The following is a 9321-nucleotide window of genomic DNA, read 5'->3' as shown; positions in this document are numbered from 1 at the left end:
GATGCAAATGGGCAAATTGCCCTGCTTGTGCGGCGAACCGCATAGCGACTATCCGCCGGCCATGCGCCTCTGCCTGTTCGAGCCTGAGATTGCCGGAAACGTCGGCGCCGTGATGCGGCTCGGCGCCTGCTTGGACGTGCCCGTCGACCTGATCGAGCCAATGGGCTTCGATTGGGACGACAAGAGGGTTCGGCGCACCGCGATGGACTATATCGACCATGTCGAAGTGATGAGGTTCACATCATTCGGGGCTTATCGAGCCGAGGTCCCGGGGAGACTGATCCTGTTCACGACCAAAGGCGACCGCTCACCTTATGAATTCGGCTTCCAGAGCGATGACATATTGCTGTTTGGCAAGGAGAGCGGCGGCGTCCCCGCCGAGGTCGCGGCGATGAGCGACGCGAAGCTGCGCATCCCGATCCGGCCCGAAGTTCGTTCCTTCAACCTCGCCACCTCGGCCGCGCTCGCCCTCGGCGAAGCGCTGCGCCAGACCGGAGGATTGCCCCGATGAAGCCGCTCGACGACCAGCAACAGGCCTGCCGCGACTGGTTCGAGGGCTTGCGCACCCGCATCTGCGACGAGTTCGAGGCGATCGAGCGTGAGGCGGGCAGCGGCGCCAGCTTCGAGTTCATCCCCTGGGAGCGCACCGACGAGGACGGAACGCCCGGCGGCGGGGGCGTGCGCGGGCAGATGGCCGGCAAGATATTCGAGAAGGTCGGGGTCAATGTCTCGACCGTCGGCGGCCGCTTCAGCGAGGAGTTCGCCGCCTCCATCCCCGGCGCCGAGGACGATCCCAGCTTCTTCGCCACCGGCATTAGCTTGGTCGCGCACATGGCCAACCCGCACGTGCCCGCGGTGCACATGAACACGCGTTTCCTGTGCACGACGAAGCGGTGGTTCGGCGGCGGCGCAGACTTGAACCCGCCGATTCCCTATGCGGACGACACCGCCGATTTCCACGCGGCGATGCGCGCGGCATGCGACGCGCACGACCCGGAGCATTATCCGCGCTTCAGCAAATGGGCCGACGACTATTTCTACATCCCCCACCGCAAGGTGCATCGCGGCGTCGGCGGGATCTTCTACGACCACCTCGACAGCGAGGGCGAGGCGTGGGACGCGAATTTCGCCTTCACCCGGGATGTCGGACGCGCGTTCCTCGACATCTTCCCGGCAATCGTGCGGCGGCGGATGGCCATGCCGTTCACCGACGCGGACAAGGCCCGGCAGCTCGAATGGCGCGGGCGCTATGCCGAATTCAACCTCGTCTATGACCGCGGCACCTTGTTCGGACTCAAGACCGGCGGCAATATCGATGCGATCCTGATGAGCCTCCCTCCCGTGGCGACATGGGCCTGATCCCGGTCAAGCCGGGCGAGGTGGCGACGATCGTCACCAGCCTCGAGATGCTCGAGCGGCCCCGTCCCCGCCCACTGCCCGAATCGCCGCTGCGACTCGTGAAGTGGGAAAAGCCCGCGCCCGACAAGTATCGCGCGCTGTTCCGCCGCATCGGCGAGCCATGGCTGTGGTTCTCGCGCCTGACCATGGACGAGGCGCGGCTGACCGGCATCATCCACGACCCCGCCATCGAGATCTTCGCGGTCGCCGATCCGCGCGGAATCGAGATCGGGCTGCTCGAGCTCGACTTCCGCGAGAAGGAAACGTGCGAGCTGTCCTTCGTCGGGCTGGTGCCCGAGCTGGCGGGGCAAGGCCACGGCCGCTGGCTGATGGCGCATGCGCTGATGCGGGCATGGCGGCCCGGCGTGACTCGCGTCTGGGTGCATACCTGCACGCTCGACCACCCGTCCGCGCTGGGCTTCTACCGCGCCTCGGGCTTCGTGCCGTTCGCCCGGGCGATCGAAACCTTCCCCGACCCGCGCCTGTCAGGCCATCTGCCGCGCGAAGCGGCGCCTCACGTCCCGTTGCTCGATCCCGCCAGCCGGCGATAGGCGGCGATCTGCAGCAGCGCGGTCGCCAGCGTCACCGCGCCGCCGGCCAGCGCTGCGATGAGGCCGGTCGCCGCGATTACGACGATCCCCGCCTCCGGTCCGCGCAGCGCGCCCGCCAACAGCGCGACGAGCTGCCCCGGCAGCGACAACAGCATCGCGGCGGTGAACAGCATCCATCCATGGCCGTGCGTCAGCGCGAATCCGCGGGCAAGCGCGGCGAACGGATCGCTCTGCCGCTCCGCCACCATTGCGGCGCCGGCGACGAAGCTGCGGCCCATGACGTAGAAGCCGGGCAGGAAGAACAGCATCAGCCCGCCCCAGGTCAGGATCGCGACGAACGCCGCCAGCACCAGGAACAGCGGGAACAGCCGCAACGCCGCGCCCATCGCCGCGCCGAGCGTCGGCCGCGCCCGATCGAGGCAGAGCGCGAACAGGCTGGCCACGCCGAACAGCTCCACCACGCGCTGCATCGCGATCCAGTGCCAGTTGGCCGCAATGTAGGCGAGCAGCGCCTGGCCGGCGAGGCGCTCGCCCTCGGCCGGCGGCGCGGCTTGCGGCATGAACAGCGTCAGCGCGAGCGCCGGCAGCACGAAGAAGAACGCGCCGAGCGCGATCAGCAGGTCGCGATCCGCGCGCCAGATCGCCGCCGCGTCGGCAAAAATGGTCCCGAATGCCAGTCGCATTATGCCGGGGCGGCCTCTCTGGCTGCGCGCAGCGCGAGGTAGAGCTTGGCGGTGAAGGCGGTGCCGAGCACGGTGAAGGCGGTCGAGACCGCCCCGCCGACGATGACGGTGAGCACCGTCGCCAGCGACAGCCCGTCCTCGCCCCGCCCGGCGATCAGCGTGATGATCGCGCCGAACGCGGTGGTCGCCGCGAGATATGCAACCGACGCGACGATGCCGTAGAGGATCAGCACGCCGACGATCCGGAGCGCCGCGCCGCGCGTCAGCGACCAGCTGCGCGGGATTGCGCCGAACATCGCCTTCTCGCCGGTGATCACGGGAAGGATCACGACAAGGCGGGCCGTCAACCAGAACAGCACGGGCAGGAGCACGAGGAAATAGAGCAGCACCCACAGCCCGGCGGCGGGCGGGATGCGGGGCATCGCGCCGGTGGCGGCAACGCTCAGGTCTGCGCCGCTCAGCGCCATGATGATCCCGACGGGGATGACGAGCAGGAACAGCGCCAGGAACAGCGCGATCGTCACCAGCAGCGCGGCGGGCAGCCGCTGCGTGGCGACCCGCATGGCGGCGCGGCCGATGGCGGGATCAAGCGCCAGCGCGGTGATCGCGAGCTGCCCCCAGAAGGTGACGATCGCGAGCAGCAGCGAGGCGAGTCCCAGCACCGCCCCCAGCCCCGGCGCAGCGCCCTGCTGCAGTCCCGACAGGCTGCCGCTGATCGCCGCCGGCACGAAGATCGCGCCCAGCGCGACCGGCAGGACGATCCCCAGATTGTCGCTCAGAAACTCAGCCGTCCGATCCCAGACGGTACCCATGCTGACCATATCACACCCCTTGTTGCGAACCGTTAGCCGATCCGGCACGCACACGCCACTGTTGCGAAGCAGCAAACGACGCGCCATCTGCGCCCCATGGAGACCCGGAACGGCATCGAATGGCGCGTGGCGGAAGGGCGCGTCCCCTACCCCGAGGCGCTGGCGGCGATGGAAGCGCGCGTCGCGGCGATCCAGCGCGGCGAGGCGGGGGAGCTGATCTGGCTGCTCGAGCATCCGCCGGTCTATACGGCGGGCACCAGCGCCGATCCGGCCGAGCTGATCGACCCGCGCTTCCCGGTGTTCGCGACAGGGCGCGGCGGGCGCTACACCTATCACGGGCCGGGGCAGCGGATCGGCTATGCGATGCTCGACCTTTCCCGCCGCAACAAGGACGTGCGCTGCTATGTCCATGCGCTGGAGGGCTGGGTGATCGCCGCGCTCGCCGAGCTCGGGATCAACGCCTTCCGCGCCGATGGGCGGATCGGCATCTGGACGCGCGACGGCGGGAGCGAGGCGAAGATCGGCGCGATCGGCGTGCGCGTGCGGCGCTGGGTGACGATGCATGGCTTCGCGGTGAACCTCGATCCGGACCTCGCCGATTTCGGGGGGATCGTGCCGTGCGGGCTGCCCGAATTCCCGGTGACCAGCGCCGCCGCTTTGGGCAAGCCGATCTCGCCCGCAACCTTTGACGCGGCCCTCGCGTTTGCGCTTCCGGCTTTCCTCGACGCGCTGGGCGGCAGTTGCGCCACCGACAAGCAGGGTTGAGGGGATGGCCCTTAGCGACTAATGTCCACGCCGGTTTGGGGAATTCGCGGCATGCGTTGCCCGCCCCCGGCCCATATCTAGGGAGCCTCATAGATGCGTGCACTTTTCACCAAGGCTGTTGCCGGTTCGATGATCGCCAGCGCTGCGCTGCTGGTTTCGGCCTGCGGCGAGAAGACCGAGACCACCGTCGACAACACCGCGATCCAGGACGTCAACGCGACCGATCCGGTGCTCGACGGCACCATGAGCGACAACATGACGATGGTCGATGGCGCCACCGGCAACGACACCGGCATGGCGAACGACACCATGGGCAACATGACCATGGGCAACGGCATGTAAGTTCGCGTTCCGCGAACTCGCATTGGGGCCGTCCGGGAAACCGGGCGGCCCTTTCGATTCCGGGCTGCCGCGATTCCGCGCCTTCTTGCGCAGCCACAACGATCTTGGCCAAAAAGCGCTTGGGCGCACGGTAAAAAATCCGTAACCCGGGCCATCACATGGTACTGCGTTCAAGAGGGACAGGATGCTCGTTTCGCGTTTGATATGCGCGGCCGCAGGGGCCGCGGCATTGTTCGGTGCGGCACCCGCGTCGGCGCAATTCTACTTCAAGGGGCCGGACATCGCCGGCCCGCGCATCACCGGCGAGGAGCCGGGCATTCTCGCCCAGGCCTTGCCGGGCGCTACCCAGACCGAGCTGCGCGCCGCGATGGTGTGGAACCTGCGCGCCGCGCTCAACGTCGCCGCGCTGCAGTGCCAGTTCGCCAAGACGCTGCTCACGCTGCCCAACTACAACACCATCCTCAAGGATCACGCCGCCGAGCTCAACAGCTCCTACGCGACGCTAGGCAAGTATTTCACGCGCACGCACAAGACCGCCAAGGCGGGTCAGATGGCGCTCGATCAATATGGCACGCGGGTCTATTCGAGCTTCTCGGCGGTCCATGCCCAGCTCACCTTCTGCGCGACCGCGGATGATATCGCGGGTGAGGTCATCTTCTCGCCCCGCGGCCAGGTCGGCGAGGTCGCGGCGGAACGGCTGCGCACGTTGCGCAACAGCCTGACCAAATGGGGCGAGCATCAGTTCCCCGCCTTGCAAGTCTATTATGTCCCGGTATCGACGCCGCTGTTCGGCAACGAGAAGTGCTGGCGCAAGGGCGTCTACACCCCTTCGCGCTGTCAGAAGCGCTGATTTGAGCGGCAGCTAGCGCAAGCCCAGCGCCTTGTGCGCCTGCAGCGTCAGGCGCCATCTGGGCCGCTCGAGCGCGAAATCGACCGCCGCCTGCATATTGGCGGCGGCGTTGGCATCGTCCATCGACTGGACGAGGAAATGGGCGAAATCCCATGTTTCCAGCGCCTCGACATCGGTGCCGGCTTGCGGCCAGACCAGCTTCAATTCGTCGCCGCTGCGCTGGACGACCTCGCTGCCCGCCTTGGGGCTGATGCACACCCAGTCGATGCCGGGATGCGCCGGCAGGGTTCCGTTGCTCTCGATCGCGATGCGAAAGCCGCGCGCGTGCAGCGCATCGACCAGCGCGTCATCCACCTGAAGCATCGGCTCGCCGCCGGTCAGCACGACGAAGCGGCGCTCGGTGCCCGGCCCCCAGAACCCCTCGACCGCCTCGGCCAGCGCCTCCGCGTCGGCGAACTTGCCGCCGCCAAGGCCATCGGTGCCGACGAAATCGGTGTCGCAGAACTTGCACACCGCCGCAGCGCGATCCTGCTCACGGCCCGACCAGAGATTGCATCCGGCGAAGCGCACGAACACCGCGCGCGCGCCCGCATTCACCCCCTCTCCCTGCAGGGTGAGGAACATCTCCTTGACGGCATAGCGCATGGCCCCGCCTATCCCGCCGTTTCGGCGTAGCGGGTGGGATCGGGCACGCCCGCCTCCTCGAACCCCTTGGCGCGCAACCGGCAGCTGTCGCACAGGCCACAATGGACCCCGCCGGGCGCCGGATCGTAGCACGACCAGCTGAGGCCGAGGTCGAGGCCGAGGCGCATCCCCTCGCGGACGATGTCCGCCTTGCTCATATGTTGCAGCGGGGCGCGGATGCGGAACGGCGCGCCCTCCACCCCCGCCTTGGTGGCGAGCTCGGCCAGCCTCTCGAACCCCTCGATGAATTCCGGACGGCAATCGGGATAGCCCGAATAGTCGAGCGCATTGACGCCGATGTACAGGTCGCGCGCGCCCGCCGCCTCGGCCCAGCCGAGCGCGAGGCTGAGGAAGATCGTGTTGCGCGCCGGAACGTAGGTGACCGGGATATCGTCCCCCACCCCGCCCTTCGGCACGTCGATGTCCGCGGTCAGCGCAGATCCGCCGAACTGCGACAGGTCGAGCGGCAGCACGACATGCCGCTCGGCGCCCAGCGCGTGCGCGATGCGGCGCGCGGCGGCAAGCTCGACATGGTGGCGCTGGTTATAGTCGACCGAGAGCGCGAGCAGGCGATAGCCGTCGGCGCGGGCATGCGCGGCGGAAACGAACGAGTCGAGGCCGCCCGAAACAAGGGCGACGGCAATCTTGCTGTCGGTCATGGCGTCGGGCTAACGGCTTTGCCGTAGCGCGGCAAGGTCAGGCTCAGCGCGCCGTCGCCTTGCACGCGCCGGTGCGGCGGCCTTCATATTCCTCGGTGAAGGGCAGGCCCCGGATGATCCCCTGCGTCTCGATGCGAACGAGGCGCGGGGTTTCCACCGTGATGCGCGTGTCGCTCTTCCCGGTCGGGCAGGAGAAGGTGATGCGGCCCGCATTCGCGCCATTCTCGACCACGAAATTGGTGCAGCCGGTCGAGCGCTCGCGCAGCTGGAGCAGCACGCGCGGATCGGTGACGCAGATCGCACGCGTGCTCCCGTCGGAGGCGCGCAGCGTCCACTCCCCGCGCTCGAGTTGGGCGAGCGCGGTCAGCGTGCCGGACTGGGCCAGCGCATAGCCGCCGCCCCCGACCGAGAGGGCGAGCGCGGCGGCAATGAAGGCGATTCTGCTCATTTCATCGCTCCTCTAGCACGATTCGGCTTTTGCGTGACTGACAATTACAGCCGCCAATTGCGGCTGCAGTCAGGCGGCATCCACCGCGATCGGGAATTTCTGCGCGCAAAAGGCGCAGTCGACCGTGATCACCCCATCCTCGGCCATCTCCGCGCGGTCCTCCGCGCTGAACTTGGCCAGCACCGATTCGATATAAGCGGTGTCGCAGCGGCAACCGCGGACGAGATCGACCCCGCCTTGCACGCGGACCTCCTCTTCCTCGTTGAACAGCCGCCAGACGAGATTCTCGAGCGGAAGCGTGGCATCGGCCAGCTCGTCCGCGCCCATGGTCGAGCCAAGCGCCTCGACATGCTCCCATTCGGGATGCACGTCGCGCGCGTGCAGCCGCTCGCCGCCTTGCTCGCCTTCGGGAAGGTGCTGGAGGAACAGCCCACCGGCGATGCACTTGCCCTGCGCGTCATGACCGATCCCCAGCCGCACCAGCGTCGGGATCTGCTCGGACTGGTCGAAATAATTCTCCGCCGCCTCGGCCAGCGATCCGCCGTCGAGCGGGACGATGCCCTGATAGCGCTCGCCCGTCGCCGCCTGGTCGAAGGTGACCGCGAGATAGCCCTGGTTGAACAGCGCGTAGAGCGAGGGGTTGTCGCCCAGCTCCGCCAGCCGCTCCGCGTCGAACTGGACATAGCCGCGCAGCTCGCCGCCCTTATAGTCGCACACGAGCAGCTTGATGATGCCGCCCTGCGTCTGCGCCTGAAGCGTCAGCTGGCCGCCCGAATTCTTGAGCGTCGAGCCGAGCAAGGCCGTCAGCGTCAGCGCTTCGGCCAGCACGCGCTCGATCGGCGCGGGATAGCCATGCGCCGACAGGATCCGGTCGAGCACCGGGCCCAGCCGCGCGACGCGGCCGCGCGCGTGACGGGCCGGAATCGTGAAATTGACCGTGCGGTCGAGATTGGTGGCGGGGATCGTCATCGTCAAAAATCCGTTCGGGCTGAGCTTGCCGAAGCCCTGCTTTCCTTCTCGCCCAGCCGAAAGAAGGATGAACAGCCCTTCGACAAGCTCGGGGCGAACGGGTTCTTAGGAATGACGGGAAGGTAGGAACGGGATGGCCGCGCTTCAACTCACCCCAGGTCGCTACCGATCTGGCCGAAGCACCAGCGCAGCACCGCCTTCTGGGCGTGGAGACGGTTCTCCGCCTCGGGCCAGATCAGCGACTGCGGCCCGTCGATCACCGCGTCGGTGACTTCCTCGCCGCGGTGTGCGGGGAGGCAGTGGAGGAACTTCGCGTCGGGCTTGGCCTGCGCCATCAGCGCCTCGGTCACCTGATAGGGGGCGAGCGCGGCGAGCTTCGTGTCCGCATGCGCCTGGCCCATCGAGATCCAGGTGTCGGTCACGATCACGTCAGCACCGGCAACGGCTTCGGCCGGATCGTTGACCGTGCGTGCGCGGCCCTTGCCCAGCGCCATCGCCTCCTCGGGCAGCGCAAAGCTCTGCGGGCAGGCGGCGACCACGTCGAAGTGCATCATCCCCGCCGCCTCGACGAGCGAGGCGAGGACGTTGTTGCCGTCGCCGAGCCACGCGACCTTGAGGCCGGGAAGCGCCTTGCCGCTCTCCAGAATCGTCTGGAGATCCGCCATGATCTGGCACGGGTGGCTGTCATCGGTCAGGCCGTTGATGACGGGCACGGTCGCATATTGCGCCATCTCCAGCAGCTTGGCGTGGTCGTCGGTGCGCACCATGATCGCGTCGCAATAGCCCGAGAGCACGCGCGCGGTGTCCGCCACCGTCTCGCCACGGCCGAGCTGGCTGGTCGCGGCGTCGAGCACCACCGCACTGCCGCCAAGCTGACGGATCGCCATCTCGAAGCTGACGCGGGTGCGGGTCGAATTCTTCTCGAACACCATCGCGAGGGTACGGCCGGCGAGCGGCGCGTCGGCGTCGGGCGCGCCCTTGGGCAGGCCCGCACGGGCGTGCTTGCGGTCGATCGCGTCGGCGAGGATCGCGGCGACCCCGTCCGGCCCCGCGTCGGAGAGATTGAGGAAGTTGCGATAGGTCATTCTCAAAATTCCTCCCCTGCACCGCAGGGGAGGGGGACCGCCGCGAAGCGGTGGTGGAGGGGCGGCGACGCAGTC

At 68.0% G+C, this 9321-nt stretch carries 13 protein-coding genes; 6 read left to right on the top strand and 7 right to left on the bottom strand.

Annotated elements, in window-relative coordinates; translation table 11 throughout:
- Nucleotides 1-61: 61 nt before the first annotated feature.
- Genes VGD28_RS00755 through VGD28_RS00745 form a run of 3 tightly spaced genes read left to right on the top strand, consistent with a single transcriptional unit; the run spans nucleotide 62 to nucleotide 1949 of the window.
- Nucleotides 62-511, top strand: a complete 450-nt coding sequence (locus tag VGD28_RS00755) for a tRNA (cytidine(34)-2'-O)-methyltransferase (protein ID WP_331026417.1) — start codon at nucleotides 62-64, stop codon at nucleotides 509-511.
- A complete protein-coding gene (hemF, locus tag VGD28_RS00750) occupies nucleotides 508-1359 on the top strand; it encodes an oxygen-dependent coproporphyrinogen oxidase (protein WP_331026415.1) in 852 nt (283 codons plus the stop codon). The genes VGD28_RS00755 and hemF overlap by 4 nt, the downstream gene beginning before the upstream one ends.
- Complete coding sequence (locus tag VGD28_RS00745) at nucleotides 1350-1949, top strand: GNAT family N-acetyltransferase (RefSeq protein WP_331026414.1); 600 nt, start codon at nucleotides 1350-1352, stop codon at nucleotides 1947-1949. Before hemF ends, VGD28_RS00745 begins: the two co-directional genes overlap by 10 nt.
- On the opposite strand, the gene VGD28_RS00740 is transcribed toward VGD28_RS00745, so the two are convergent.
- Together VGD28_RS00740 and VGD28_RS00735 are read right to left on the bottom strand one after the other, a co-directional pair.
- Complete coding sequence (locus tag VGD28_RS00740) at nucleotides 1913-2632, bottom strand: hypothetical protein (protein ID WP_331026413.1); 720 nt, start codon at nucleotides 2630-2632, stop codon at nucleotides 1913-1915. The two genes, VGD28_RS00745 and VGD28_RS00740, sit on opposite strands and share 37 nt — an antisense overlap.
- Entirely contained in the window at nucleotides 2632-3453 is an 822-nt protein-coding gene (locus VGD28_RS00735; RefSeq protein ID WP_331026412.1) for a glycerophosphoryl diester phosphodiesterase membrane domain-containing protein, read from the bottom strand. Before VGD28_RS00735 ends, VGD28_RS00740 begins: the two co-directional genes overlap by 1 nt.
- A 78-nt stretch (nucleotides 3454-3531) precedes the next feature.
- Between VGD28_RS00735 and lipB the strand changes: the two genes are divergently transcribed.
- From lipB to VGD28_RS00720, 3 genes are all read left to right on the top strand, one after another.
- On the top strand, nucleotides 3532-4209 hold the full coding sequence (gene lipB, locus VGD28_RS00730; RefSeq protein WP_331026416.1) for a lipoyl(octanoyl) transferase LipB: 678 nt from the start codon (nucleotides 3532-3534) through the stop codon (nucleotides 4207-4209).
- Nucleotides 4210-4302: 93 nt separating this feature from the next.
- Nucleotides 4303-4551: a hypothetical protein gene (locus tag VGD28_RS00725; RefSeq protein ID WP_331026411.1), complete on the top strand. Its 249-nt coding sequence runs from the start codon at nucleotides 4303-4305 to the stop codon at nucleotides 4549-4551.
- Between the two features lie 184 nt (nucleotides 4552-4735).
- Nucleotides 4736-5401, top strand: a complete 666-nt coding sequence (locus VGD28_RS00720; RefSeq protein ID WP_331026410.1) for a hypothetical protein — start codon at nucleotides 4736-4738, stop codon at nucleotides 5399-5401.
- 12 nt (nucleotides 5402-5413) lie between these two features.
- Here the strand turns inward: VGD28_RS00720 and queE are convergent, their stop codons facing one another.
- From queE to argF, 5 genes are all read right to left on the bottom strand, one after another.
- Nucleotides 5414-6046: a 7-carboxy-7-deazaguanine synthase gene (gene queE, locus VGD28_RS00715; protein ID WP_331026409.1), complete on the bottom strand. Its 633-nt coding sequence runs from the start codon at nucleotides 6044-6046 to the stop codon at nucleotides 5414-5416.
- 8 nt (nucleotides 6047-6054) lie between these two features.
- Nucleotides 6055-6744, bottom strand: coding sequence for a 7-cyano-7-deazaguanine synthase QueC (queC, locus tag VGD28_RS00710; protein ID WP_331026408.1), 690 nt, complete (start codon nucleotides 6742-6744; stop codon nucleotides 6055-6057).
- A 43-nt stretch (nucleotides 6745-6787) separates the two neighbouring features.
- A complete protein-coding gene (locus VGD28_RS00705) occupies nucleotides 6788-7192 on the bottom strand; it encodes a hypothetical protein (RefSeq protein ID WP_331026407.1) in 405 nt (134 codons plus the stop codon).
- A gap of 69 nt (nucleotides 7193-7261) precedes the next feature.
- Nucleotides 7262-8161, bottom strand: coding sequence for an Hsp33 family molecular chaperone HslO (locus VGD28_RS00700; protein ID WP_331026406.1), 900 nt, complete (start codon nucleotides 8159-8161; stop codon nucleotides 7262-7264).
- A 149-nt stretch (nucleotides 8162-8310) separates the two neighbouring features.
- Nucleotides 8311-9246: an ornithine carbamoyltransferase gene (gene argF / locus VGD28_RS00695; protein ID WP_331026405.1), complete on the bottom strand. Its 936-nt coding sequence runs from the start codon at nucleotides 9244-9246 to the stop codon at nucleotides 8311-8313.
- Nucleotides 9247-9321 lie beyond the last annotated feature (75 nt).

The sequence above is a fragment of the Sphingomonas sp. genome, assembly GCF_036402235.1.
Lineage (GTDB): Bacteria > Pseudomonadota > Alphaproteobacteria > Sphingomonadales > Sphingomonadaceae > Sphingomonas.
This window is presented reverse-complemented; position numbering and strand designations above follow the sequence as displayed.

Excerpts from the sequence above, each read along its gene's own strand:
- VGD28_RS00745 (WP_331026414.1), top strand. The coding sequence starts at position 1,350 with ATGGGCCTGATCCCGGTCAAGCCGGGCGAGGTGGCGACGATCGTCACC.
- VGD28_RS00720 (WP_331026410.1), top strand. The coding sequence starts at position 4,736 with ATGCTCGTTTCGCGTTTGATATGCGCGGCCGCAGGGGCCGCGGCATTG.
- VGD28_RS00700 (WP_331026406.1), bottom strand. The coding sequence starts at position 8,161 with ATGACGATCCCCGCCACCAATCTCGACCGCACGGTCAATTTCACGATT.
- VGD28_RS00735 (WP_331026412.1), bottom strand. The coding sequence starts at position 3,453 with ATGGTCAGCATGGGTACCGTCTGGGATCGGACGGCTGAGTTTCTGAGC.
- VGD28_RS00740 (WP_331026413.1), bottom strand. The coding sequence starts at position 2,632 with ATGCGACTGGCATTCGGGACCATTTTTGCCGACGCGGCGGCGATCTGG.
- queC (WP_331026408.1), bottom strand. The coding sequence starts at position 6,744 with ATGACCGACAGCAAGATTGCCGTCGCCCTTGTTTCGGGCGGCCTCGAC.
- VGD28_RS00725 (WP_331026411.1), top strand. The coding sequence starts at position 4,303 with ATGCGTGCACTTTTCACCAAGGCTGTTGCCGGTTCGATGATCGCCAGC.
- queE (WP_331026409.1), bottom strand. The coding sequence starts at position 6,046 with ATGCGCTATGCCGTCAAGGAGATGTTCCTCACCCTGCAGGGAGAGGGG.
- VGD28_RS00705 (WP_331026407.1), bottom strand. The coding sequence starts at position 7,192 with ATGAGCAGAATCGCCTTCATTGCCGCCGCGCTCGCCCTCTCGGTCGGG.
- hemF (WP_331026415.1), top strand. The coding sequence starts at position 508 with ATGAAGCCGCTCGACGACCAGCAACAGGCCTGCCGCGACTGGTTCGAG.
- argF (WP_331026405.1), bottom strand. The coding sequence starts at position 9,246 with ATGACCTATCGCAACTTCCTCAATCTCTCCGACGCGGGGCCGGACGGG.
- VGD28_RS00755 (WP_331026417.1), top strand. The coding sequence starts at position 62 with ATGCGCCTCTGCCTGTTCGAGCCTGAGATTGCCGGAAACGTCGGCGCC.